Raw genomic sequence first — 26,627 nt, 5'->3', positions numbered from 1 at the left:
GATGCACCGTGTCAGCTGCCGTAGTGCAATAAAGTGGAGGCCATGACTTCTTATGACCTCATCGTTGTTGGCTCTGGATTTTTTGGTCTAACGGTTGCCGAGCGTGCCGCTAGTCAGCTGAATAAGAAGGTGCTCATTGTGGAGCGCCGCAATCACCTCGGCGGCAATGCCTACTCCGAGGCCGAACCCACCACCGGAATCGAGGTGCACAAGTACGGCGCGCACCTCTTCCACACCTCTAATAAGCGCGTGTGGGATTACTGCAATAAGTTCACCGATTTCACCGACTACCAGCACCGCGTCTTTGCCATGCACGATGGCACCGCCTACCAATTCCCGATGGGCCTGGGTCTTATCAACCAGTTCTTCGGTCGCTACTACTCCCCGGATGAGGCCCGCCAGCTCATTAAGGATCAGGCCGGCGAATTCTCTCCGGAAGAGGCGCAAAACCTAGAGGAAAAGGCCATCTCGCTCATCGGCCGCCCGCTGTATGAGGCCTTCATCCGCGATTACACCGCAAAGCAGTGGCAGACCGATCCGAAGGAGCTGCCGGCCGCGAATATCACCCGCCTGCCGGTGCGCTATACCTTCAATAACCGCTACTTCAACGACACCTATGAGGGCCTGCCGGTCGACGGCTACGCGGCATGGCTAGAAAACATGGCTGATCATGACAATATCGAGGTCCGCCTCGATACCGACTGGTTTGAAGTGCGCGAAGAGCTGCGTGCCGAGTCCCCAGATGCGCCCGTGGTCTACACCGGCCCACTGGATCGCTACTTTGATTTTGCCGAGGGCGAGCTGGGTTGGCGCACCCTCGACTTCGATCTGGAGGTGCTGGATACCGGCGACTTCCAGGGCACCCCGGTGATGAACTACAACGATGCGGACGTGGACTACACCCGCATCCATGAGTTCCGTCACTTCCACCCGGAGCGCAAGGATAAGTACCCGAAGGACAAGACGGTCATTATGAAGGAATACTCGCGCTTCGCCGACAAAGGCGATGAGCCGTATTACCCGATTAATACCCCAGAGGACCGCACCAAGCTGGAGGCTTATCGACGCCGCGCTGCCGCCGAGGCACGCGAGAACAACGTTCTTTTCGGTGGCCGCTTGGGTACCTACCAGTACCTGGATATGCACATGGCCATTGCCTCAGCGCTGAGCTTGTTCGACAACAAGCTGGCTCCGTTCTGGAACGAGGGTAAGGCGCTTGAGCAGGAGCGCGGCCACTAAGCCGAAATCCGTCAACAGAACGCTTAACACTCAACACACCACCCAACACACCACACTATGGAGTGTTGGGTGGTGTGTTGTATGTAGTGTTGTGTAGTGTTGCGCAGACCGGGAAAATTATGATTGAACTGCGAAATCATCCCGTAATGTGAGAGTTTCGGACGAGGAACACGTGCGAACACTACACAACACACCACAGTGTGTGTAGTGTTTGAGAGTGTTCAGGAGCGTTGAGCGCTAACAGGGGTCAGGTTCGCGCTATCGGCTGCAGGGCTAACCACGGTGTTCATCGTCACCTTGTTCGCGCGCCGCCGCTGAATACCTTGGCGCGAATTTCTCCATCTGTTCAAGTACGAGCTTGATGGCCTCCGGCGCCTTGTCCGGTGGATACTTGTAGTCGCGTAGCAACCTGCGGACCGAGCGGCGTAGTTTCGCACGTACGTCATCGCGTACTGTCCAGTCGGTCTTTGCATCGCGACGCAGCATGGAAACGAGCTGGCGTGCGATTTCTGCAAGAACTTCGTCGTCCATGAGCTCGGTTGCGGATTCGTTTGTCGACACTGCGTCGAAGAAGGTGAGCTCGTCATTGCCTAGTGGTGGGGTGAATTGTTCACCGCGTTTGCTTTCCTTGACAATCTCCTTGGACAGGCGGATGAGTTCGGCGATGATTTCAGCGGCCGTGAGCTGCTGATTGGTGTACCGATTCATCAGCTCGGTGATCCGCTCGGAGAACTGCTTGGAGCGCAGCTCGTTGTTTCCTGTGGCGGTGCGGGCTTCCTGCTGGAGCTGGCGGCGCAACGCATCAATGAGCAACGAGACCTCAGAGGGGGATTGTTTGTCCTTGAACAGGTCGACGGTGAGATCCTGCAAGTTCGGAATCTCAATCCCGGCCTGGCGGTAGATGTCAATGACACCGGTGGCCTCAGCCGAATCAACGACCAGCTTGCCTAGGGCGTTGCGGATGGAGTCGCTAATCGGCTCGCCATTGGCCACGCGGTCGCCCGCATCGAGCTTGATGAGCCAGTTCTTGACCTCGGAGTAGAACCGCACGCTGTCGCGGTACTCCTCAGCGTCGGGGCTGCCCGAAGCTAGTGCCCAGGCACGCGCGAGCCTTCCAGCCTGACGCTTGAACTCATCAGCGACGGGACGCGCGTTTGGCTTCTCGGGGTCGTAGTTGCCTTCGGTTCTTGGATTGCGAAGGAAACCAGTGACATCGAGCAAGGCACGGCGAAGGTTGGCGTCATCGATGAAAGCGGTGTTCTTCCATTCGGTTCCCACAATGTCGTCGAGACGAGCCAGGAATCCCTTCGCCAGATTGAGCGCTTCCTCAACGTCCTGGCCTGTGACCTTGGTTCCGTCGTCGGAGGGGTTGAGCGTGAACTCAGCCAGCGCCTTCTCCAGGTTCTCGACCAGCGGAGCATAGGCGACAAGGAGGCCATCCTGCTTGTCGCGGAACGTGCGGTTGACGCGGGCGAGGGTCTGCATCAGCAGCGCGCTCTTGAGCGAGCGGTCAATGTAGAGCGTGTGTAGCGGCGGTGCGTCGAAGCCGGTGAGCATCATGGATTGGACGATGGCGATCTCGAGCTCATCATCAACATCCTTGATGCGGTTCTTCACTGCCTTGAGCGCACTCGGTCGGCGCATATGGACCTTGAGCTCTTCAGGATCCGAAGGCGCTGCAGAGTAGATCACCTTGATCTTGCCCTTGTCATCGGCATCGTTATGCCAGTCCGGGCGCTTTTCCACGATCTTGGAGTAGAGGCGTGCCGCAATGGAACGTGTGGCGGTCACGATCATGGCTTTGCCCGGTGCACCGATGAATTCCTGCATGTTCTCGCGGCGGTCTTCCCAATGACGGACGAAGTCCGCAGCCAGTTCATCCAAGCGGTCGTCGGAACCATAGATGATCTCCAACGCGGCGACGGAGCGCTGAATCCGGTCGCGCTCGACTTCGTCGAGACCCGTGAGCACTTCCTCAGCGGTGTCATCAATCTCGTCATCGGTAATCCCAGCAATGCGCTTGAGTGGGATGAGGCGCGGTTCGAAATACACGGGAACGACGGCACCGTCCTCGACGGCGCGGTTCATGTCGTAGATGTCGACGTCATCACCGAAGACCTTGCGCGTATCGCGGTCCCATTCCTTGAGCGGGGTACCGGTAAACGCCAACATGGTGGCATTCGGTAGTGCATTACGCAGGTGCTGCGCGTAACCGTCAGCCGCGGTGTCGCCAAAGCCATAGTGCGAGCGGTGTGCCTCATCAACGATGACCACAATGTTGCTGCGGTCAGAGAGCAACGGGTGCTCGGTCTCACGCAACTCACCCTGGCCGTTCAAGCCAAACTTCTGGAGCGTGGAGAAGTAGATGCCGCCGGAGGTCTTCTGCGACAGCAGCTCACGCAACTCAGCACGCGACTCGATATTGCGCGGTGCCTCCGGCAGGATGGTGGACCGGTTGAAGGTCTCGAAGAGCTGCTCATCCAGCTCGGTACGGTCATTGAGCACAATGACGGTCGGGCTGAGCATCTCGGACCGACGCATAATCTTGGCGGTGTAGAGCTCCATCTCCATGGACTTGCCCGCTCCCGTCGTGTGCCAGATGACGCCAGCGCGCTTGTCGCCGCGCGCCGCCGTGATCGTGGAACCCACAGCCTTGGTCACCGCGAAGTACTGGTGCGGCTTCGCGATGCGCATGATCAGGCCCTCGGCCGTGTCATCGAATGCCGTGAAGTCGCTGTAGAGTTGCCCAAAACGCTCCACATTAAACAGACCATCAAGCAACAGGTCCAGCTGCGTGACCGGCTCGCCGGCCACAACCATGTTGTTGGGGTCTACCGGGCTGCCGTCCTCATCCACGTTCCATGGCGCAAAGTGGTTCCACGGAGTAAATGGCGTACCGTACTTCGCGCTGATGTCATCCGAGGGAATCACAATATTGGCAAAGCGAAAGGCCATGCCGAATTCCTTAACGTAGGTCTGCAGCTGGTTGTACGCGCCCTCGACGGAGGTATTCGCGCCTGTCTTCTTCAGCTCAATGAATGCCAGCGGCATGCCGTTGACGTAACAAACCACATCGAAGCGACGTTCCCCATCCAGGTTCGCAACGGTGACCTGGTTGAGTGACAAATAGTCGTTCATGTGCGGATGCGAGGACAGAAAGTTGATGGTCGGGTTCTGGACGTTGCCCTCGTGGTCGATGTACTCGATACCGCGATAGCCTTCCACCAGAATCTGGTGAATGCGCCGGTTCTCCGAAATCGCGGACTGTGACTTCGGCGTGATGACCTCACCAATCGCCTGGTCGAGGTACTCCTCCGGCACGCCCGGGTTGAGGTTGCGCACGGCATTGCGCAAACGCCCGCGCAGTACGATGTCATTCCACGTGTCGCGCTCGCCGGAACCCGGCGCAAAGTCCGGGCCGTGGCCGGCCTGCCATTCCAGTTCCGCCAGGTGGTCCTGAACAATGAGTTCGAGGGATTCTTCGCTCAGCATGAACTTCTCCTTAGGAGTTGTAGGGGTAGGGGTGCTTAGCTTTCCGACGCCGCCGTGCCCGCAACGTTCGCAGCCTCTTCCGCCTCACCCACCGTAATGCGGCCGCTCATGAGGAGGGGAAGGAGTTCGTCGCGGGTGCGGGCGAGGACTTGATTTTCGCGTAGAGCGTGCATTGCGCGTTCGTGGATGGGAGTGAGCTGCTGTTCGAGTTTTTCGAAGTCACGCAGCACAGGAATTACTGCGTTGTGAAGGTCAGACTTGTTAATACCGGCAAAGACAGTTCCACTGGATTGGTACGTTTCCCAGAGCTCGGGATGGCCCTTCAGCAGATAGAACAAGCCTAGATGCGATTGTTTACCGCGAATTGCTGCGATGCCGCGGCCAATGACGCAGGGGCGTTCAGCGATATTTACTTCACCAATTGGTGCACGGACTGCAAACAGGATGTCGCCTTCTTGGGCAGTGCGCACGGCCTTCTCCGCAAAGACGCGTTCAGATGGAAAGAGCTCGCCAAAGTCACGTACGCCTTGGAAGAAAGGCTCACCAATACCTTCTTCATTCAGGAACTCTCCTTTGGGGGAAGAACCCATTGTGATGTCTGCGAGATTCTGCAGATGCTCAAGTTTTTTTGTCACGGACTTCTCAACAAGGTTGATATTTAGATGAGTGGCAATTTTGATAATGCGTGAATTTGTGGAGATTTTGTCGTCGAGTGCTTTCAAGACGGACGCGATCTTTTGTTGTTCGCGTATTTCGGGCAAAGAGAACTGGAAGTCCATCATTGCCGCAGCACTGAGATTCGGTTGTGCCGACTTGGAGTGAGCGTTGGCAAAAATAAACTGCTTCCATGCTGGGGAATTCAATACATATGAAACAAAGACTGGGTCGACGTCTGAGGTCTTTGGTCTGAATCGCACTAGATAAGAAGCGAAGACTGTTGGCTCGGTACCTCTAAAGAGATGGCTAGCCCCCACGGTTGCACCTGTTCTGGCTACAACGATGTCATTTTGTTTAAGTAGCTTTTTTCTCCGATCTTCGTCATCGATGTCGACGAAAGGTACACCGGAATAGTCAGTGAAGTTAACTATGTCAGTGATACGAAGGAAATGGGTGCCTGTAGGCTGTTCGGTCGCACTGGCGGTGACTCCGTAGTCAGACTCGCATACTTCTTTTAGCGAAACGATTTTTTTCATTACTTCAACCTCCCCAGCTGTTCGCGCACAGCCTTGTCCAAGCGGGCGGCGTCGTCAAGCGCGGCGGTGAGTTCGCCGGTGAGTCGGGCAATCTTCTCGTCGATGGGCTCGTCGTCTTCTTCGGCCTCGGCGAAGCCGACGTAGCGGCCAGGAGTCATCGCGAAGTCAGCGTCGCGGATGTCATCGAGGGAGGCGGACTTGCAGAAACCAGCAATGTCCTCGTAGGCCTCGTCCTTCGGTGCAGAGGTGCGGCCGCGCCAGAGGCGGAAGGTGTCGGCGATCTTCTGGATGTCTTCGTCGCTGAAGGTGCGCTCCGTGCGGTCAATCATGTGGCCGAGCTCGCGGGCATCAATGAAGAGCACCTGGTTGGTGCGGTCGATGGTGCCCTTGGAGCCAGCCTTCTTGTCTTTGGCGAAGAACCAGACGCAGACCGGAATCTGCGTGCCGCGGAAGAGCTGTGCAGGAAGTGCGATGACGCAAGAGACGATGTCGTCTTCGACCATGGCCTTGCGGATATCGCCTTCACCGGAGGAATTCGACGTCATCGTGCCATTGGCCATGACGACGCCGGCCTCGCCCTGAGAGGTGAGCTTGGAGATAATGTGCTGCATCCACGCGAAGTTTGCATTGCGCTTGGGCGGAACGCCGTATTTCCAGCGGGTGTCTTCCTCGTTGCGCGACCAATCCTTGATGTTGAACGGTGGGTTGGCCATGACATAGTCCATCTTTTTATCCGGATGGATGTCGCGGGCGAAGGTGTCGGCCCAGCGCTCACCCAAGCCAGCAGAGCTAATGGCGTGGATGGCCAGGTTCATCTTGGCCATGCGCCACGTGCGCTCATTGAGCTCCTGACCGTAGATGGCCAGAGCAGTGCGGTCCTTCTCCGTGGTCTCGAGGAACTTCTCTGCCTGCACGAACATGCCGCCTGAGCCACAGCACGGGTCGTAGACGCGACCCTGGGTCGGCTCCAGGATTTCCACGAGAGTGCGGACGACGGGGCGGGGGGTGTAGAACTCGCCGCCACGCTTGCCCTCAGCGCGGGCGAACTTCTCCAGGAAGTATTCATAGACCTCACCCAGCAAATCGCGTGCGCGTTCTGGGCCCTCCGAAGTGAAGCGGGTGGTGCTGAACAAGTCAATGAGTTCGCCCAAACGTCGCTGGTCAACGCTTTCCGAGGCGAAGTTCGTGGGCAGGGTGCCTAATAGCGACTCATTGTCCAGCATGAGCTGCTTCATCGCGTTATCGATGAGCTTGCCAATGGACTGGTACTCCTGGCCGGCGTCGGCCGTCTTGCCCTTCGAGTTGTCACGCAGGAAGGTCCAGCGAGCGATGGGGTCCACCCAGAAAACGTTTTTCTCACGGTAAGCGTCGATATCCTCCAGGTCTTCCTGGATGTACTCTTCGCTATCGCCGCGCTCCTCGCCTTCGGCACGCAGCTCCGCGCGCCGGGCATCGAAGGCGTCAGTGACGTACTTGAGGAACACCAGTCCTAGGACGATGTCCTTGTACTGGGAGGCGTCCATGGAACCGCGCAGCTTGTCTGCTGCCTTCCATAAAGTGTCTTTGAGCTCTTTGAGGGTGGTGGCGGAGGCAGACTCTACGTTCTGCTCATCCTTGACTGAGTTAGTCATTTTTCTCCTTACATATAACGGTGTTTGTGTGTTTGAATGTTGAACTCGGTTATTAGGCTGGCGGGGATTGTGCACGAGATTCAGCGATGGTGACAGCACCGGTACCTATCGACATGACGAGGCCGTGCTCAAGTTCATCGAGGTTATGTAACTGTTCTAAGAGCTGCTGGCGTCGTGCGCGGAGCTGGTGCTCGACTGTGCTGAGGTGTTCCGCATTCTTGCGAGGCAATACGGGGAAGTACACCGATCCCAACTCGGAGGAGACAGCTTCGTTAATAGCCTTCTCTACGAGGTAGGGAATGCAGACCTGTTCCAAGGGAGTGTGGCTGCGTCCACGGAAGGCGCGGCATCGTAGTGCTTGAGCCGGTGCAGTGACTAGTTTGCCGCCTTCCTCATCGATGAACGCGCGTGGTCTTGGGCTCTTGATGAAGACCACGTCCCCTGGTTCTGTGAGGGTGCCGCGCGGTGCAATGTCTTCCAGCCGGAGACGATCGATGCAACGTGCGCCCTGTGGAATGCTCCCCAGAATTTCGGGTTCACCGATGAGTTCCAGTTTTGCTACTGCTTCAGGGGCGAGATCACGTTCGGCAATGCGGGAGCCGCTGAGTTTCTGCAGTACCCCAGTGCGAGCGTTGGTCGCGGCCTTCCACGGTAGGTACTCAAGGCGCGTTGCCCCCGATTCAGCGCGCATACCAATCTTTGGCTGCGCGTCCTCCAACCCTACTGAACTGATGTCTAATCCTGCTTGAAGTGCGGTGTGCATGAGATCGGCGGCGGAGGATGTCGACGTAGAAGAAAAGACCGAGTCATCGAGAGAATGAGTACGACTGCGCCAGGCATCAGCTGCGCGAAGAATACGACCGCGGACAAAGGTGTGCTTGCGCGCTTCATCCGGTGTGGCGAGCATGGTTGCCCAGTCTGAGACGAGACCGGGTGTCTTAAGGTCCGGCACGTCAGCGATAACGGCAGCAGCATCGGCAGGGTTGCCTATGGCCTTGCGATTAGGGCGCTTGAGAATCCATAGTGCGCCCTGCTTCTGTCCGCGGTACGGAAAAATGCCTCGGGGCAGCCGTGCGCTGTAACGCAGCGGTGCAATTGCGCCGGTTTCAGTCGGTGCGAGGAAACGCCGTCGGACGACCTGCGCTAAAGAGTCCTCGATAAGCATGTCTGCGGTGGAAATGCAGAACATTGCGCCGCGCTCGTCCAAGTTGTCGAGCAAGTCCTGGAGGTGCTCGAAGTATTCGGGCGCATTCTTGAGAGGGGAAGGAGCAGCGTGGACGATAAGAGAATTCGCTGGGATCTCCTTGCTAGCGTCGATGAATTCCACGTTTCGGCACGCTAGTTCGGCCCAATAGAGAGAGTCTGGTGCGCAGTCCTTTCGATATCCGATGTTGAGCGCCAGCGTTTCTTCGAGTTCTCGGGTGAGTCCAGTGACGAAACCTAGGCTGTATTCATCAGTAGGGATGATAGGTGGAGTTGGGTCCTCTAGCGTGAGGGCTTCCGATACTGCTTGCATAGCGCGGGAAGTAAACCGGGAAGAGAGTGTTACCTGGCGCTGAGCACTGAGGTCATCTGCAAGACGTGCGAGCGCGGTCGCGGGCCCGAAAGCTGCCTCGGCTACCTGCTCTGCGGCTTGTGCGATGTCAGCTTCAGGGTCATCAGAAGGAATGTTGCCTGCTGCGCGCTGGTACGCCGCGGTAAGAGAGTCGATTACTGCAGCAGAGGGCGAAAAATCCTGAGGGGAGAGAGCCGTGTTGCAGTTTAAAAGGCCCAAGGCCGCGCGTGCCGGATTGTGGAGCAGCATTCGGTAGAGCGAAGAATAGAAGAGGGCATCTTCAACGGCTGTGTCGCGGCGGCCGAGCTTAGTTGCTCGCAGCCAGTCTTGAATTTCGGTGATGGCGTAGTAGGGGTGGCCATCATGTTCTCCGTAAGGGGAGGGGAAGGGCGTGATGGATTCTGAGTTAAAGCGCTGAATCCACTCGTTGACCGCGGGGCGCGTAACGCCGGTCAGCCGGGCGACATCGGCGAGTGTCAGTGTTGCGGTCACTTGAGGCCTCCTTTCATAGGGTAGTGATGGGGAATAAGGGTGAGCGGTCATTGCTGATTGCTCTGCCCAATACGTTAAACGAACTCGAGTGGAGTGCCTAGCTTTTAGTCTGTTAATCGTCCTGAAGGGGGCTTAAGGCTGGGTATTTCAAACTACAAGAGTGTCGCCCAAGAGTGGTTTGGTTTTCGTGGGGATCGGGCTTCAAAAGCGCATGACTTGCTGACGTGTTCGGTCAGGTTCGGTGCTAAAGCGGGGGATTGATGTGCACTTTGTGGCCGATTTCCTGCTGGTGAACGTGTTGGCTCGGGCTGTCTGTCGACGTCGATATGTGCATGGTTATCGTCTCCGCGCTGAGCATGTTCGACATCAAGCTGGCTCCGTTCTGGAACGAGGGCAAGGCTATTGAGCAGGAGCGTGGCCACTAAGAGCTATGCTTAATCACCTCTGAGGAAAGGAGGTGACGGCATGGCTGACCGCCGCATGTGGAAAATGTCGCCGGAGCGGCTGCAGGAGCATCTGAAATTGCGTAGCCGCGCATCGCGCATTCCCGATAAAAAGAAGGAACAGTCCAAGAAGGCCTGCCGGAACTCCCGGCGGGCCTTTCCGCTTTTTGGTGCAGAAACTATTGGGTTATTCCCAACCGTTTGACTTAACCCAACATTAACTATTAAAGTTAACTGTAGGTTAACAATTAGCAAACGGGACAATAATCCGAGAAAGGGGATAACAATGAACCAGTTTGAAACCCTGCGCCAGGATCTGCACGAGAACTACGGCCACGAGTACACGGCCGTGGAAATCGATGCCAAGCTCGATGAGGTTATTGCCAAGCACACCAAGAAGGCGGAGCTCGATGAATTCGTGCCGCTTTTGGTGGAGCGCGAGGTGCGCGAGTACTTCGGTAATCACCGCATTCACGTCCGCTTTGCTGCTGGGACGAATAGTGCTCTGGCCCAAGCGGCAGCGGAGCTCACCCGAAAGCACGCCGGCGACGCCCTCTTTGTAGATACCGCCGTTGCTCACCCAGAAAACGAAGCGGAAGGCCACCTTGCCCACGTCATGAACGAGCGCGGCATGGGTGAGGCCCCGAATAAGTACCTCGATGAGGTGCGCACGGTAGCGATGCCGGATTACATCGTGTTCTTGGGCCGCGAGATCGAGCGCGATGAGGCGGGCAAGGACATCAAAATCTGGGATATCGCTGCCGCGGATACTGTGGAGGAGGCGCGCGAATTGGCTGATGACCTCGAAGCCCGCGTGCTCTACATGCTCAACAAGCTGGGCATCGATCCGGTAACCGAGCCGGTCAACGCCTAGAAGCGATACGGGTTGGGCAGCTGGGAGGAGACGTTATTATTAGCCACCCAGAAGCCCGCAAACCGATAGGGCATGTAGTGCGTGCCCATACCGGGGCGCCATTCCGGCGTGCCCAAAAGTGGGGGAGTTTTGCGGTCGCGCTGCGGATATAGCCGTTCTGGCAGCGCGCCCACCATGGGGTGGTAGTCCTCGAGGACGCGAGCGAAGGCGGAGTCGAAGTCTTCCCGCGACAGATCCTGGGACAGATCATTAATGCGCTGCGTAATCTGGCGCAAGCTGGCGTTGTCGGGCTGACGGGAGAGGGCCGCTTGGGCGTCGCCAAGCAGCCATTGCACCTCGCCCGCGCGCACCGCAGTATCGCCGGCGCAGAAATTTTCCAAGGAATCTATCTGCGCTGCGGCCGTATTGATTTGCTTGAGCGCTTTGTATGCCTCCTTAATGGAAGCGGCGTGCAGGGAATAGTCTTGGATGTTCTCCAGCGCCTTGAGCGTCGGTCGCGCATCAGTGTACTGATTGAACAGAGAGCGCCACTGTACCTTCAGGTAGTCGCCCGCCAAGGGGGAATGCAGGGCGTCAATCCGGGCCTCCGTGCGCTTGATGAGTTCCTCAGCTCCGTCGCGAGCGCCCTCAATATAATCGAAGCGCTTGCGCACTCGGGCGCGGCGGATGAACAAGTAGGTAATGAGGCCGACCGCGCCCAGAACCACGAGCACCATAGTGGCTGCGATGAACACGGACCACGTGGGTGCATCCTGCGCATATTGTCGGCGCACGGTGGTATCCGCGGCGGCGCGCGTTGCCAGGATCATGCCGACGGTATAGTCATCGTCCGCCAGCGCCGGCCGCATTTGGTCCAAAATGCCGTCTACGCGGCCCTCGTCATAAATCTTGATGTCCTGGCACACCTCTGTGCCACAGTGCACGGCCATACTATTGGGCTCAAAACCAACCGCGATGACGAGCACATTTTTCTGTAACTCACTTCCGCTGATGAAATGTGGATGCTCGCGGGCCAAGTCTTGGAATAGAGTCCGGGAAAAATCCTCGCCTGAATTCGGATACGTAGCGTAGAGAACCTCGTGCACGGAATCCGGCAAATGCATGGACTGTGCTTGCGATTTAATGGCGTCTTCGTCCGAATTGCTGAGGATTTGGGCGTGGTCCAGAAACTCCACCGCGGGCTTTTCCTCTGCGATAGCGGCGGGCGCGCTGGCTACAGTGAGAAGACCTACTGCTGCCGCGCAAGGAACCCATCTCATGATGTTCCATCATACGGGCTCCGCGTGTAAACCGTAGTACTTATGCAAAAGCAACTACGCTAAATCGCTGACTACTGTTTATACCGTTTGGAGAATCGAAGCTATCGTGACTGCCAACAACACCCAGGCCCATGAGCCCCTGCAGCGCATCCTGCTGCCTAAGCGCGGCGAGCCCTTTGATGTGCGGATGCTCTACCTCATCGAGGCCGAGCAAAACCGTGAACGCCTTAGCTGGTTTGACCGCACGTCCGTAACCATCCCGGCCGGCGAGGAAGCCTCTTTTGAGACCTACTTCAATGCCTTCCCGGCTTCTTATTGGCGCCGCTGGTCGCAGCTGCGCTCCGTGATCCTCAGCCTGGACATTGAGGGTCAAGCAAATATTTCCCTGTACCGCTCCAAGCAGGATGGCCAGCGCATTTCCGTGGCCAACCACCTGGTAGGCACCGGCCACCACGAGTTTGAGCTGCCACTCAAAAACTTCGAGGACGGCGGTTGGCTGTGGTTCGATATCACCGCCGAGCAGGAAACCACGCTTGCCGACGCCGCCTGGTGCTCCCCCCACGCCCCTGGCCCACAGCTGCTGCCGGACGGCACCGAACAACCGGCGCAGGACAAGCGCGTGGCAGTCGGCATTCCTACCTTCAATCGCCCAACCGATGCCGTGGCAGCACTCAAGGCATTGGCCGAAGATCCGGTGGTAGATGAAATCATCGACTTCGTCCTCATGCCGGACCAGGGCAACCAGCACCCCGCTGATGAGCCGGGTTACGACGAGGCAGTGGCCCACTTTGGCGACCGCTTCCGCGAATTCCGCCAGGGCAACCTGGGCGGCTCTGGCGGCTACTCCCGCATCATGTACGAGGCGCTGGAAAATACCGATTCGCCCTTCATCCTGTACATGGACGATGACATCGCTATCGAGCCGGACTCCGTACTGCGTGCGGTTCAGGCGGCCCGCTACGCGGCCAAGCCCATTATCGTCGGCGGCCAGATGCTCAACCTACAGGAGCGCTCCCAGCTGCGCACCACCGGCGAGCAGGTCAACCGTGCCGATTTCATGTGGGGCGCGGCGCCGCACGCCGTCTACGACCACGACTTTGCCAAGTACCCGCTGCGCGCCATCGGCACCCGCGAAACCCACCTGGATCCGAAGAAGTATGATTCCCGCGCGCTGCACCGCCGCGTTGACGTGGAGTACAACGGCTGGTGGATGTGCCTCTTCCCGCGCATCGTGGCAGAAACCAACGGCCAGCCGCTGCCGCTGTTTATCAAGTGGGACGATACCGAGTACTCCCTGCGCGCTGCGCGCAATGGCTTCCCCACGGTGACCTGGCCGGGCGCCGCTATCTGGCACATGGCCTGGGCCGACAAGGACGATGCCATTGACTGGCAGGCCTACTTCCACCTGCGCAACCGCCTCATCGTTGCCGCGATGTACCATGAGGGACCGGCCAAGGGCATTACCAAGTCCATCTTTAAGTCCACCCTCAAGCACACCATGTGCATGGAATACTCCACCATGGCCATCCAAATTGAGGCCATGCGGGACTTCCTGGCCGGGCCGGACCATCTCTTCGACATCCTGGAGTCTTCGCTGCCGCGCATCGCACAGATCCGCAAGAACTATTCCGATGCCGTCATCCTGGAATCCGCCGATGAGCTGCCGGCTCCCACCGGCGCGCCGGGCGTGCCCACCCGCAATATCGGCGGCCGTCTGGCCAAGATTAAGAAGATCCCGTGGGCCATTAAGGGCCTCAAGCATCTCGTCAGCAAGGAAGACGCTGCGCACCATGAGGCGCCGCAGCTCAACCTCACCCCGGACGAGGCCCGCTGGTTCACCCTGTCCCGCGTAGATTCGGCCACCGTGTCCACCGCGGGTGGCACCGGCGTGGCCTTCCGCAAGCGGGATCGCGACCTAGCCAAGGACCTCGTGGCCCAGACCCGCGAACTGCTGAAGGAAATCGAGGAGAACTTCGACGACCTGCGCGCCGAATACCGCGCGGCACAGCCGGAGCTGACCTCGCGCGAGTCCTGGAAGAAGGTCTTCGATGCCCAATAAGCTTTCCGTAGCAGAATCGCGCGTCCTCGAATCCATCCAGGGTGCGGCCTTCGACGTGCCCGGCGTGCTTCCCACCGCCCGCGGGCTTAGCCACTGGGGCGAGCATGCCTTGGGCTGGATGGGCAGCGCTGCGGTAGGGGCGGGCGTCGACAAGCGCCGCCGCGAAGGCTGGATCCGTGTTGGGGCCGCCGCCTTCCTCGCGCACGCCGCCAGCGTGGTGCTCAAGCGCATCGTACGCCGCAAGCGCCCGGATTATCCGTACGTGCGCGTGGGGGTAAAGACCCCCTCCAAGTTGTCCTTCCCCAGCTCGCACGCGACTTCGACCACCGCATTCCTGGTGGCGGTAACCCGCCTGACCGGCCGCAAGGCGCCCCTTCTCGGCGTGCCGGTAATGATGGCATCGCGTATGGTGCTCGGAGTGCACTACCCAACAGATACGGCCGTGGGTGCGGCCATCGGCGCTGCTACCGCGGAGGTCGTGATGAAAGGAATGAAGCATGAGTGATGATGGAAACCAGCACTTTTTCCATTCGGAACCGCACACCTCTGGCGTAGATACCGGCCGCAAGCGCAAGCCGCCGAAGAATCTTGTCGATGGCATGATTAAGGCCCTGCGCCCCAAGCAGTGGGTCAAAAACGTCCTGGTGCTGGCCGCCCCCGCTGCGGCCGGCGCCGAGGCGCTGTTCCATGGCCGCGTGCTTCTCGACGTCCTCTTGGCCTTCGTCGTCTTCTGCCTCGGCGCTTCCTCTATCTACCTGATTAACGATGCGAAGGACTGGCGCGAGGACCAAGAGCATCCCACCAAGCGCTTCCGCCCGATTGCCTCGGGAGTGCTGCCGATTAAGCTCGCCTATGTCATGGCCGTAGTGCTCATCGTCCTGTCCATCGGCCTGTCTTTCCTTGCCACCGCCGGCCCGCAGCTGGCTATCGTGATGGCGATTTATATCGCGTTGCAGTTGGGCTATTGCTTTGGCTGGAAGCATATGCCGGTGATCGATATTGCGCTGGTGTCCTCCGGCTTCATGCTGCGCACCATGGCCGGTGGCGTAGCCGCAGGCATCGAGCTCTCCCAGTGGTTCCTGCTGGTGGCGGCCTTCGGCTCGCTGTTTATGGCCTCCGGCAAGCGCTACTCGGAGATCCTGTTGGTAGAACAGACCGGCGCGAAAATCCGCAAGTCCCTGGAAGGCTATACGCCCACTTACCTGCGCTTCGTGTGGACCCTAGCCGCCACCGCGGTGGTCATCTGTTACACCCTGTGGGGCTTCGAGCTCGCTAACGACGCCCAGACCGGTGGCGTGTGGTACCAGATTTCCATGGTGCCGTTTACCATCGCCATCCTCCGCTATGCGGCCGATGTGGACCGCGGCCAGGGCGGCGCACCGGACGAGATTGCACTGGAGGACCGCACTTTGCAAGTCCTCGCCTTGGCCTGGCTCGCCTGCATTGCCATGGCGGTTTATATCATGCCGTTGATCTAGACACAGCGGAATCGATGTAGAAATTTTCTGCGGGGCTGATAAACTTTCTCCCCGTGCTTAACATCGACCACAAGAGTATCGCCCGCTGGAGTACCCCAGCGGCCGTTCTTGTGATCGGTGTTTTATCTTTCTGGGGCGGCTTCGCTCGCCGCTGGATTTCCGATGACGGCCTCATCGTCCTGCGTACCGTGCGCAATCTCGAAGCTGGAAACGGGCCCGTGTTCAATATGGGCGAGCGCGTGGAGGCCAATACTTCCACGCTATGGCAGTACCTCATCTTCCTCGTGCGCTGGGTCTCCCACGCAAACCTGGAAGGCATCGCCATTTACTTGGGCCTCTTCTTGGCGGTAGCGGCAATGGTTGTCGGCACGGGGGCGTCGGCAAGCATGCGCTCTGGCGCCGTCCTTCCGGCCGGCGCACTTGTGTATTTGGCCCTGCCACCGGCCCGGGATTTCTTTACCTCCGGCCTGGAATGGGGCCTGTGCATCTTCTACCTTGCGGTGCTGTGGTGGCTGTTGCTGCGGTGGTCGCGCCCGCGCCGCCACTCCGGGAGCAATAGCGACGCCTATTGGCTCGCCTTCTGGGCCGGACTGTCCTGGCTGGTGCGCCCAGAGCTCGCCCTGTACGGCGGCCTGGTGGGAATCGTGCTGCTCGTATCCCACCGCTGGTGGAAGATACTTGCCGCCGCAGTGCCGTTGCCGTTGGCCTATGAGATTTTCCGCATGGGTTACTACGGCCTGTTGACCCCGCACACGGCCGTGGCCAAGTCCGCGGCGGGTTCCGAATGGAGCAAGGGCTTTAGCTACTTAGCTGATTTCGCCGGACCGTACTGGCTCTTCCTGCCGCTTGTCGTGCTTGCCATTGCGGGTCTGTGGAAGGCGGACCTGCGCCCCACGGCTCTGCGATCCACCGCCACTGCCACGTATCTTTTTGTGGGCGCGGCGCTCATCCATACGCTTTACGTCTTGCGTGTGGGTGGAGACTTTATGCACGGCCGCATGCTGCTGCTGCCACTTTTTGCGTTTCTGCTTCCGATTTTTGTCGTTAGCGTACGCATGTGGATCGTCTCCGTCCTCTGCGCGGTGTGGGCGCTGGTTATCGTTCTGCGCGGCCATCCGGTGGATCGCAGCATCTATGCGGATGAAATTTCCATCGTGGACGAGCGCGATTTCTGGACCTATGCTACCCAGCGCCAGGATCCTCCCATGCGCGCCGAAGAGTTCCTTGGTGCCAAGTTTATGGAGGATTACCAGGAGGGAATCGACGAGCTAGAGGCCGGCGACGCCATGACCTTCCGCTATATCAAGGGCGAAGATAGGTTCTCGTGGACGGCCACGCCTGCGGACCCTTCGCGCACCGATCCGCCGACCGTTTACCTGCTCAATTTGGGCCTGTCTTCCATGAATGCGCCGCTGGATATTCGCGTGCTGGATAATATCGGCCTCAGCAACCCTTTGGCGGCGCGCCAGCCGCGCATCGAGGGCGGGCGCATTGGGCACGACAAGAGCTTGGATATGTCGTGGCAGGTGGCAGATTCCGCGGCCGATATCGACGAGATCCCGGCGTGGATTGATAAGTACGAGGCAGCCAAGGCTCGCGCCGCGCTTGCCGACGCCGATTTTCAGAAACTCTTCGCCACATACAGGGAACCCCTAACTTGGGACCGTTTCTGGAAAAATATTAAATTCTCCCTGACCGATGGCCGGACCCTCACTTTTTCTTCTAATCCCTCTGACTACCTGCATTAATCCCTTTAAATGCAGACTTTAGGGGGAACCTAAGTTACACTATTCTGTGACATTGTTATCGATCCGTGACGTTAACGGTATACAGGTTCCGGACGATAGAACTTAGTGACAATCACCGAGTAGTTTGAAGGAGAAAGATGACTGCATCCATCAAGGGTCGCGTCCTTTCAGTCATCATGGCAGTTGCCGTAGCTATGGGCCTGGCCGTCGTGGCGGGGTCCCAGCCGGCAGAGGCAGCCAACCGCGACTGGCTGCGCCGTGACGCCACTGGTACGTGTGAGTGGGACAAGGTCGGCTGGTGGGTCCAGCGTTGCGACGTTTGGTCCCAGGCTATGGGCCGCACCATTCCGGTGCAGGTTCAGCCGGCAAAGCGTGGCGGCAATGCTGCCCTTTACCTGCTGGATGGCCTGCGTGCCACCGAGCGCACAAACGCATGGGTAAATGACGTTAATGCTGCCAAGACCTACGAGCCGCACAACATCACCCTCGCTATGCCCGTCGGTGGTGCCGCTTCCTTCTATGCTGACTGGCAGGGTCCCGCTACCTACGACCTGGAAAATCCGGTCAACTACAAGTGGGAGACCTTCCTGACCAGCGAGCTGCCTGGCTACTTGGAGCGCAACTTCGGTGTTGCCCGCAACAACAACTCCATTGCTGGCCTGTCCATGGGCGCCGGTGCTGCTCTGACCCTGGCCGCTAAGCACCCGAACCAGTTCCGTCAGGCGCTGTCCTACTCCGGCTTCCTGACTACAACTGTCCCCGGTGCACAGACATTCATGCGTCTAGCCATGTTGGATGCGGGCGGGTTCAATATCAACGCTATGTACGGTTCCCTGTTTAACCCGAAGCGTTTCCAGAACGATCCGCTGCTGCTTATCCCGAAGTTGCGCAATACCAACCTGTACATCTCCGCAGCCTCTGGTGTCCCAGGCGCCGGCGATAGCCACTACCTGCCGGAGCACCAAGCGGCAGGTGCCGCACTTGAGGTCGGCTCCAATATCACCACCCGCGTGTGGGAAGGCGCCGCTCGCCTGCAGGGCCTGAACCCGACCGTGGACTACCCAGCACAGGGTCTGCACAACTGGGAACAGTTCGGCTACCAGCTCAACCGCTCTAAGCCACAGGTACTTAACGTCATGAACGCTTGGTAATTCTCGCGGCCTGATCCTCCTTCCTGATGGAAGGGGGATTTTCTTTTGCGCTGTATATCGCACAAAGATTCGTCTAACTATTGCAGGTGTCTCGGCATTGCGGTATTCTATGGGTGTCAGTTCGATTGGGTGTGCGAAATTATTTAGAGGGGGAGCTTTTGTGACTACTGCTACCGCACCACCAAAACAGGCGTATTTTTCTACCAATGACCTGGAAGACGCCGTGTGTGTCATGGCCATGGTGCAAAGAATTCAATCATGGCAACTGTTCCAGGCAGTGCTGCCACAGTTAGAAGACGACGTTGATTGCACACTGGCCGTATTGTCTAAGAGGCTCGGTCTTTCGCGGTGGCGGGTATCAAGTGCAATCCAAGCCCACTTTCGGATGCGCGAACTGCCGCTTACTACCGCAGTGCAAACGGAACACTGGATTTTGGACCTTCCGCGACTCCAAGTCATTGACGTGGAATTGCGCCCCCTCGGCGAGGACGAAGCGCAGATCCAACTGGTTGATGCGGCCTTGGCAGATTTCCTCACGCCCAAAGACCCAGGACAGCACGTGCCGACGGAACCGGAAATCCGAAATTTCCTGCGCGGATTCATTGATGGGCTGCTGAAGCCAGATTTGTCGGCGCAGATCGAGCGCGCAGTATCGGTGTCCTATTCGGGTGGACAAGCCACGATCGTGTTGAAGACAGATAAGGCCACAGCGGCGGCAATCTCCCGGCATGTTGATAAAGCGGCAGCAGAAGACGGAGTTTCAAAGGCGCAGGCGCTGGAAAATCTGATCTTTAACCGCACTAGTACCAAGGTGGTGATTAACACCTATCGCACCGGGGAGGATCCTTACCGCGTCTTTATTCCTAGCGCGGGATGGTGCGATCTGGGGGAGGACTTAGCACATGACTCTGCGGTGCGAACTCTAACCGCCGAGGACGTCAAAAAGTATGTCCCCTCAGAGGAAATCCGTGCCTGGGTGCAGGGACGGGACGCGACCTGCCGGTGGCCAGGGTGCTCAATGCCAGCGCACTATTGTCAATTGGATCACCGCGTGGAGTACGGCGACAAAGGGCCTACCAGTGTGGGAAATCTGGTGAGCTTGTGTCAGCATCACCATAACGTGAAGACGGATGGTCGGGTGCGATACATCATGGACCCGTTTACCGGAGATATTGTCTGGATGTTTGAGGATGGTACTTATGAGGTGGACCGAGCGGCAGGTCCTCTGGCGCCCCGGAATATTCATTGGAAGCTGACGTGGGAGCGATTCCTCAAGCTTAGGAGGGGATCTTTGCAAGGCTTGTGAGTTGGGACTATACAGGGGCGCATGTTTGCTATTGAGAATCCAAACACAGGCAAGAGTGAAGACCAGTTTGAACGTATCGATGATTCGCAGCGTGATGACATCCTAGACCGCTCCACTGCGGCCTACGATGCATGGCGGACCACTCGCATCGAGGAGCGTGCTGCGGTTTTGTCCCGCGCGGCTGATCTTTATGAAGAGCGCATTGATGAATTGGCCGATCATATCGGCCGCGAGATGGGCAAGCTGACCCGTTGGGCCAAGGCTGAGGTACAGATTGTTGCCGATATTTACCGCTATTACTCCGAGCACGCGCACGAGCTGCTTGCCGACGAGTACCTGCCGGCACAGAATGCCGACAAGACCGTAGTGCGCAAGGAGCCGATCGGTCCACTGCTGGGCATCATGCCGTGGAACTTCCCGTACTACCAGGTAGCCCGCTTCGCGGCGCCTAATCTGCTGTTGGGTAACACTATTGTGCTCAAGCACGCTTCCATCTGCCCGCTGTCTTCCCAGGCGTGCCAGGACATCCTGGAAGAGGCTGGTCTACCGAAGGACGCGTACATCAACATCTACGCTTCCGGTTCCCAGATGGATGCCTTTGTAGCGGATAAGCGCATCAAGGGTGTTTCGCTGACCGGTTCGGAGGCTGCAGGCTCTGCCGTGGCCAAGACCGCCGGTGAAAATTACAAGAAGTCCGTGCTGGAGCTGGGCGGCAACGATCCGTTCCTGGTTATTGATGATGAGAACCTGGAGTGGGTACTGGATCAGTACAGCCTGATCCGCATGTACAACACCGGCCAGGCCTGCAACGCGCCAAAGCGCCTCATCGTTCTGGAGGACTTCTACGACCGCACCGTGGAGTACCTGGAAAAGAAGATTGGGGACATGAAGGTCGGCACTTATGACGACGAGAATGCCGACATTGGCCCGCTGTCCTCCATTGATGCTCGCGATGAGATCGTGGAGCGCCTGGAAAAGGCCGCGGCCAACGGCGACGCCAAGATTCGCGTAGGCGGCAAGAAGATTGACCGCGAGGGCGCCTACATGGAGCCTGCGCTGCTTACCGACGTCGACCCATCCACCGACGTAGGCTGCAACGAGATCTTCGGCCCTGTGGCTATTGTCTACAAGGCCAAGGATGTTGAAGAGGCTATCGAGATTGCCAATAACTCGGAGTATGGTCTGTCCAGCTCCGTGTGGGGCACCGATCTGGATGCCGCATTCGAGGTGGCAAACCAGCTCAACGATGGCATGACGTTTGTTAACGAGGCGTCGGTAACCGCAGCAGGCCTGCCATTCGGTGGCGTGAACCGCTCCGGCTACGGCCGCGAGCTGGCACGCTGGGGTGTCGGCGAGTTTGTCAACGAGCACCTGTACCGCGTGAGCGGACAGGATAACCCGGGCAACTCCCCGGCAATGTAGCGGCGTGTCAGTCTAGCGTAAGTCTCAAGTTCAACTTAAACTTGAGCACACGATAGACAGCTCACGCCGCAGGCATCGGTCCGGGGGGAGGGGAACCCTCGGAAAGGTACCGCGGCAAATCTTCAAGGACGTTTACCTATGCGCAAAAGCACTTCCCCGAGCAAAGCTCGCAAGGGCCTTGCAGTGGCCGCAGTACCTACCGCTATTGCCGTGGGTTTGGCTCTGCTGCCAAACGCCACCGCACAATCTTCCGTAGGCGATCTCTCTTCCGCCATCGGCGGCGATTCCAGCCTGTCCGATCACTTCGCACCGAAGGAACCGCCCGCCCGCACCCCGCTGAACACCGAATACCCGGATGTTAAGGGTCTGCCGGAGGGCGTGAAGATCAACCGTGTGGAGTACCTGACCAACCGCCACCTGATGGTCTACATCAAGTCCGCGGCGATGCCGGATAAAGAGCAAAAGGTGCAGATCCAGCTGGCTCGTGACTGGTACTCCCACCCGGAGAAGAAGTTCCCAGAGGTATGGGCACTCGACGGCCTGCGTGCCCGTGACGATGAGTCCGGCTGGACCATCGAGACCAATATTCTGAACCAGTACGCTGACCGTAACGTCAACCTAGTTATGCCGGTAGGCGGCGAATCTTCCTTCTACTCGGACTGGGAGCAGGCAGACCGCGGTAAGCGCTACATGTGGGAGACCTTCCTGACCAAGGAATTGATCCCTATTTTGGACAATGAGTACCGCTCGAACCACAAGCGTGCGGTCACCGGCCTGTCCATGGGCGGCACCGCTGCGATGAACTTGGCTGAGCGTAACCCACACCTGTTCAACTTCGTGGGCTCCTTCTCCGGCTACTTGGACACCACTACGCGCGGCATGCCGGAAGCCATTATGGCTGCGCAGCGCGATGCCGGCGGTTATGATTCCCGCAAGATGTGGGGCGAGCCAGGTTCCCAAAACTGGATCGACCACGATCCGAAGCTGGGCATTGAAAACCTGAAGGACATGAAGGTCTATGTCTCTGCAGGTTCGGGCAAGGACGATTTTGGCAACGCCAACTCCGTAGCCAAGGGTCAAGCAAACCTCGCCGGCATGGGCTTGGAGGTCATTTCCCGCATGTCCACCCAAACCTATGTGGACTACGCAAAGCGCGCCAAGATTAACCCAGTGATTAAGTTCCGCCCATCCGGCGTGCACAGCTGGGAATACTGGCAGTTTGAGATGCAGCAGGCATGGCCCTACATCGCAGATGCCCTCGAGATGGACAAGGCTGATCGCGGTGCGGACTGTGAGGCCATTGGTGCCATCGCCAAGGAAACCAAGAGCGGCGTCATTGGCTCTTGCTTGAATAACGAGTACGACGTCGCCAAGAAGGGCAAGGCCCAGGACTTCGAGTCTGGTACCGCTTACTGGTCCCCGGATACCGGTGCGCACGCCCTCTTCGGCCGCATTGGCGCTCGCTACGCCGAAATCGGCGGACCCACCTCCTGGCTGGGCTTCCCTAAGACCGGTGAGTCTAAGACCCCGGACGGCAAGGGTCGCTTCGTGCACTTCGAGCACGGCTCCATCTACTGGTCCCCGGAGACCGGTGCTTGGGAGATTACCGGTGATATGTTCCAGGCCTGGGGCAAGAACGGCTACGAAAAGGGCGACCTGAAGTACCCGACCGGCTCGGTTAAGAAGGTCGGCGAGGGCTACATGCAGGAATTCCAGGATGGCATCCTGACCCGTAATCCGGATGGCTCCAACCAGGTAGTCCACGGTGCTATCGGCGCCAAGTACAAGGACATGGGCGGCGCTGAATCTGCGCTTGGCTTCCCGACGTCCGGTGAGAACGCCGTCAACGGCGGCTTCTTCCAAACCTTTGAGAAGGGCAGCATCTACTGGTCCCCGAAGACTGGTGCGCACTACATTCTGAAGAGCAAGATCATGGACCGCTGGGGCCAGGCTGGCTGGGAGCAGGGCGAGTTCGGTTGGCCTACTTCTGACTATTCCGAGATTGCCGCTGGCGGCCTGAGCCAGGAATTCCAGCACGGCAAGATCAGTGAGGTCCTCGGCCAGGTTCGGACCGAGAAGAAGTAGCAATGCGCAAGCTAGTAGTTGTGGGCGCGGCGCTGTGCTTGGGTCTTGCGGGCTGCGATTCCGCCACGGTGGATAGCGAACCGCCGCAAGAAACCGAGGTCGCGCCCCTCGAGCGGGAGTCCGAGGCCCCTTCCTCTTCTTCGGAGAGTGCCACCTCTAAGTCGCAAGAAGACCGCGGTGCACGTGAGATCTCTGAAATCCCGTCCGCTGAGGTGCCGGAACAGGACGCCAAGTACTTGGACAAGCTCAAGGACGCCGGCGTTAACGTCGATGGCGTAGAGGATCAGCTCCTTGGAGCCGGCAAAGCGGCTTGTGACGAGAATGAGGTCACCATTTCTGCGGTTGCTGGCCAGCTCATCGAGCAGCAGCGCGCCACGCAGAGTTTTGAGGAGCTTTCCCAGCTCATCAAGGATTCCGCACGTTCAGGGATTTGCTAGGTTTACCTGGTACAACTAATCCATGCGAAAAACTATTACCGTTGTCGCGGCCCTCGTCGTTTTAGCTGTCATCGGCGTGGGCGCGTCGCGTTACCTCAACCAAGGCACTGATTCCCCTGCTCCGCACACCACGGAGCAGGCTGCGCCGCCGCAACCGCAGCAGCCCGAGTGGTGCCCCCGTGTGGAGTTCATTTCTGCCCCGGGTACCTGGGAGTCCGCGGCTGACGACGACCCCATTAATCCTTCTGCGAACCCGCGCTCGTTCATGTTGTCTATTACGAAGCCGCTGCAGGAGGCCTACGGGGACGACGTGAAGGTCTGGACCCTTCCCTATACCGCGCAATTTAAAAACATTAATGCGCAACATGAGATGAGTTACGACGATTCCCGCAATGAGGGAACCGCCAAGATGAATGACGAGCTGCGTAGCGTTCACCAAAGCTGCCCAGCTACCAAGTTCATTGTGAGCGGCTTTTCTCAGGGTGCCGTGATTGCTGGCGACGTTGCCGATGAGATTGGTGGCGGCCAGGGCGTGGTCCCGGCGGAAAACATCGCAGGCGTGGCCCTTATCGCTGACGGCCGCCGCCAAAATGGCGTCGGGCAAAACCCAGGCCGCAAGGTGGGCGGCGTGGGTGCTGAAATTGCCCTTCAGCCGGTATCCGGATTGGTTCAGCCCATCGTGCCGGGGGCTTCCATGCGTGGTGCGCGCCAGAATGGGTTCGGTAGCCTCGCGGATCGCACTTTCCAGATTTGTGCGCCCAATGATTCGGTGTGTGATGCCCCGCCAAACGTGACTAATGCGCTAGAGCGCGCGCAGGGTTTGATTGCCGCGAATGGCGTGCATGCGCAGTACGCCTCTAATAGTGGCGTTATCGATGGCACGACTGCCAACCAGTGGGTCGTGGGCTGGGCCCGCCAGCTTATCGACGCCGCGTAACAACCATTCCCCCAACTCCGATAGTTTTATTACCGAAACCATTTACCTAAGGAGAATCGATGGATCTAAAAGCGCAGATGGGGCAGTTCTTAGCGCCCGAGTTCACCTTGGCCCAGTTGGCAGAGAAGCTCTTCCAAGCGGAGACCGACCCAGACCGCGTGGTGATGCGCCAGTGGATCTACGGTGAGGAAGAAACCTGCCGGGAGCTCACCCGCGCACAGGTCAATAACCGCATCAAGGTGGTGGCGGCGCGCCTGCAGCAGGTGGCAGAGCCTGGTACCCGCGTGGCTATCTTGGCTGGTAATTCACCAGAATACGTCTTCGGCTTCTTGGGCGCTCTATATGCGGGCATGGTGCCGATTCCGCTATATGACCCCAACGAACCGGGGCACTCGGACCACCTCAAGGCCGTATTTGGTGACTGCGAACCGTCCATCGTGGTGACTAACCGCGTATCGGCGGCGGCAGTGCGCACGTACTTTTCCGCTCAACGCGAGCGCCCGCGCATCATTTCCCTCGACGCCCTTCCTGATTCTTTGGCTTCCTCCTGGACTCCTGTGGAGGGAACCGCAGAAGATACTGCTTTCCTGCAGTACACTTCCGGTTCCACCCGCACCCCGGCCGGCGTGGAGCTCACCAATCGCGCGATTATTACCAACGTGGCGCAGATCTTCCAGGCACTGCAGCTGCAGATGCCTGCCCGCATCGTTTCTTGGCTGCCGATGCACCACGATATGGGTATCATCCTTGCCGTATTCGTCACCATTTTGGGCCTCGACTTCGAGATGATGACCCCGCGCGATTTCATCCAGCACCCGGATCGCTGGGTCCGGCGCCTCACCGCGGGCAAGCAGGCCACCTATGCCGCCATCCCGAACTTTGCCTTGGAACTCGCCGCTCGCCATGCCAAGGATGCAGATTTCTCGCACGTGGGCGGCATCATTATCGGTTCCGAGCCGGTGACCGAATCGGCCGTGGACTCCTTCCTCGATGCCTTCAGCGTGGACCGTTCCGTACTGCGCCCGTCCTATGGTCTGGCAGAAGCGGCGCTTATTGTGTCTACCCCGCAAACTGACAAGCGCCCGGTCATCTCGCACTTTAACCGCGCGGAGCTAGCCGCAGGTCGTGCAGTCATCGAGGAGAAATCCGATGACACCGTTGCTTATGCCTCCAATGGACAGTGCGTTCCGCACCAGCACCTCGCCATTGTGGATCCGGAAACTCGCGCCGAGGTAAAGGACGGCGTTATCGGAGAAATCTGGGTCCACGGTCCCAACATGGCCACCGGCTACCTCAACCGCCCAGAGGAAACCGCTGCGACCTTCCGCAATACCCTGGGTGAGCGTCAACAGGATGGCCTGCCGGAAGACGATTACTGGATGGCCACCGGAGACTTGGCGGCCATCGTGGATGGGGAACTGTATATCACCGGCCGCCTGAAGGATCTCATCGTCATTGCTGGACGCAACCATTATCCGCAGGATATTGAGGGCACGGTGCAAGCCGCTTCCGCGCAGGTTCGCCCGGATTCCGTTGCTGCCTTCTCCGTGGAAGGCAATGACTCTGAGTCCCTCGTCCTGCTGGTGGAGCGAGCCGATGATGCGCAGCCGTCCGGCGATGCCGAGGCAACCGAGGCCATTCGCACCGCGGTCACTGCCCACCATGGCATCACTCCGGATGACATCGTGTGGAAGGCGCCTGGCGAAATCAACCGCACGTCCTCCGGCAAGATTGCGCGCCGCGTAGCCAAGAAGAATTATGTGGGATTCTGATATATCGCTAACAAAGTGACAAAATATAGCGATATACCCCTACGCCATTTAGTA

Annotated in this window: 19 protein-coding genes; 14 read left to right on the top strand and 5 right to left on the bottom strand. The window is 58.6% G+C overall.

What is annotated here, in order from left to right:
- Window positions 1–42: 42 nt before the first annotated feature.
- Window positions 43–1,239, top strand: a complete 1,197-nt coding sequence (gene glf / locus QKD99_RS03325; RefSeq protein WP_347950704.1) for a UDP-galactopyranose mutase — start codon at window positions 43–45, stop codon at window positions 1,237–1,239.
- Between the two features lie 273 nt (window positions 1,240–1,512).
- Here the strand turns inward: glf and QKD99_RS03320 are convergent, their stop codons facing one another.
- Genes QKD99_RS03320 through QKD99_RS03305 form a run of 4 tightly spaced genes read right to left on the bottom strand, consistent with a single transcriptional unit; the run spans window position 1,513 to window position 9,602 of the window.
- Window positions 1,513–4,731, bottom strand: a complete 3,219-nt coding sequence (locus tag QKD99_RS03320) for a type I restriction endonuclease subunit R (protein ID WP_347950703.1) — start codon at window positions 4,729–4,731, stop codon at window positions 1,513–1,515.
- Window positions 4,732–4,766: 35 nt separating this feature from the next.
- Complete coding sequence (locus QKD99_RS03315) at window positions 4,767–5,924, bottom strand: restriction endonuclease subunit S (RefSeq protein WP_340419466.1); 1,158 nt, start codon at window positions 5,922–5,924, stop codon at window positions 4,767–4,769.
- On the bottom strand, window positions 5,924–7,555 hold the full coding sequence (locus QKD99_RS03310) for a class I SAM-dependent DNA methyltransferase (RefSeq protein WP_347950702.1): 1,632 nt from the start codon (window positions 7,553–7,555) through the stop codon (window positions 5,924–5,926). Before QKD99_RS03310 ends, QKD99_RS03315 begins: the two co-directional genes overlap by 1 nt.
- A gap of 52 nt (window positions 7,556–7,607) precedes the next feature.
- Window positions 7,608–9,602, bottom strand: a complete 1,995-nt coding sequence (locus QKD99_RS03305) for a hypothetical protein (RefSeq protein WP_347950701.1) — start codon at window positions 9,600–9,602, stop codon at window positions 7,608–7,610.
- Window positions 9,603–10,067: 465 nt separating this feature from the next.
- On the opposite strand from QKD99_RS03305, the gene QKD99_RS03300 reads away from it, so the two are divergent.
- Together QKD99_RS03300 and QKD99_RS03295 are read left to right on the top strand one after the other, a co-directional pair.
- Window positions 10,068–10,250, top strand: a complete 183-nt coding sequence (locus QKD99_RS03300; protein WP_239278600.1) for a DEAD/DEAH box helicase — start codon at window positions 10,068–10,070, stop codon at window positions 10,248–10,250.
- 81 nt (window positions 10,251–10,331) lie between these two features.
- Entirely contained in the window at window positions 10,332–10,919 is a 588-nt protein-coding gene (locus QKD99_RS03295) for a protein tyrosine phosphatase (protein WP_347950700.1), read from the top strand.
- On the opposite strand, the gene QKD99_RS03290 is transcribed toward QKD99_RS03295, so the two are convergent.
- Complete coding sequence (locus tag QKD99_RS03290; RefSeq protein ID WP_347950699.1) at window positions 10,916–12,178, bottom strand: hypothetical protein; 1,263 nt, start codon at window positions 12,176–12,178, stop codon at window positions 10,916–10,918. The genes QKD99_RS03295 and QKD99_RS03290 overlap by 4 nt on opposite strands.
- A gap of 106 nt (window positions 12,179–12,284) precedes the next feature.
- Between QKD99_RS03290 and QKD99_RS03285 the strand changes: the two genes are divergently transcribed.
- The 11 genes from QKD99_RS03285 (at window position 12,285) to QKD99_RS03235 (ending at window position 26,573) form a co-directional block, all read left to right on the top strand.
- Window positions 12,285–14,237, top strand: coding sequence for a glycosyltransferase (locus QKD99_RS03285; RefSeq protein ID WP_347950698.1), 1,953 nt, complete (start codon window positions 12,285–12,287; stop codon window positions 14,235–14,237).
- Complete coding sequence (locus QKD99_RS03280) at window positions 14,227–14,742, top strand: phosphatase PAP2 family protein (RefSeq protein WP_198492186.1); 516 nt, start codon at window positions 14,227–14,229, stop codon at window positions 14,740–14,742. The genes QKD99_RS03285 and QKD99_RS03280 overlap by 11 nt, the downstream gene beginning before the upstream one ends.
- A complete protein-coding gene (locus QKD99_RS03275) occupies window positions 14,735–15,715 on the top strand; it encodes a decaprenyl-phosphate phosphoribosyltransferase (protein WP_284844734.1) in 981 nt (326 codons plus the stop codon). Before QKD99_RS03280 ends, QKD99_RS03275 begins: the two co-directional genes overlap by 8 nt.
- Before the next feature lie 53 nt (window positions 15,716–15,768).
- A complete protein-coding gene (locus QKD99_RS03270; RefSeq protein WP_347950697.1) occupies window positions 15,769–17,463 on the top strand; it encodes a hypothetical protein in 1,695 nt (564 codons plus the stop codon).
- A 137-nt stretch (window positions 17,464–17,600) separates the two neighbouring features.
- A complete protein-coding gene (locus QKD99_RS03265) occupies window positions 17,601–18,614 on the top strand; it encodes an alpha/beta hydrolase family protein (protein WP_347950696.1) in 1,014 nt (337 codons plus the stop codon).
- Between the two features lie 160 nt (window positions 18,615–18,774).
- Window positions 18,775–19,920 (top strand): HNH endonuclease signature motif containing protein, encoded by a 1,146-nt coding sequence (locus QKD99_RS03260; protein WP_347950695.1) that lies wholly within the window; start codon window positions 18,775–18,777, stop codon window positions 19,918–19,920.
- A 21-nt stretch (window positions 19,921–19,941) separates the two neighbouring features.
- Window positions 19,942–21,342, top strand: a complete 1,401-nt coding sequence (locus tag QKD99_RS03255; RefSeq protein WP_239278591.1) for an NAD-dependent succinate-semialdehyde dehydrogenase — start codon at window positions 19,942–19,944, stop codon at window positions 21,340–21,342.
- Between the two features lie 138 nt (window positions 21,343–21,480).
- Entirely contained in the window at window positions 21,481–23,427 is a 1,947-nt protein-coding gene (locus QKD99_RS03250; RefSeq protein WP_297552331.1) for an alpha/beta hydrolase-fold protein, read from the top strand.
- 2 nt (window positions 23,428–23,429) lie between these two features.
- The gene (locus QKD99_RS03245) at window positions 23,430–23,864 is read left to right on the top strand and encodes a hypothetical protein (RefSeq protein WP_347950694.1); all 435 of its coding nucleotides are present in this window, start codon (window positions 23,430–23,432) and stop codon (window positions 23,862–23,864) included.
- A gap of 22 nt (window positions 23,865–23,886) precedes the next feature.
- Complete coding sequence (locus tag QKD99_RS03240; protein ID WP_284766623.1) at window positions 23,887–24,801, top strand: cutinase family protein; 915 nt, start codon at window positions 23,887–23,889, stop codon at window positions 24,799–24,801.
- Window positions 24,802–24,860: 59 nt separating this feature from the next.
- The gene (locus QKD99_RS03235; protein ID WP_347950693.1) at window positions 24,861–26,573 is read left to right on the top strand and encodes an AMP-binding protein; all 1,713 of its coding nucleotides are present in this window, start codon (window positions 24,861–24,863) and stop codon (window positions 26,571–26,573) included.
- The last annotated feature ends 54 nt before the right edge of the window (window positions 26,574–26,627 follow it).

Source organism: Corynebacterium sp. c3Ub_189 (assembly GCF_039907195.1).
Lineage (GTDB): Bacteria > Actinomycetota > Actinomycetes > Mycobacteriales > Mycobacteriaceae > Corynebacterium.
This window is presented reverse-complemented; position numbering and strand designations above follow the sequence as displayed.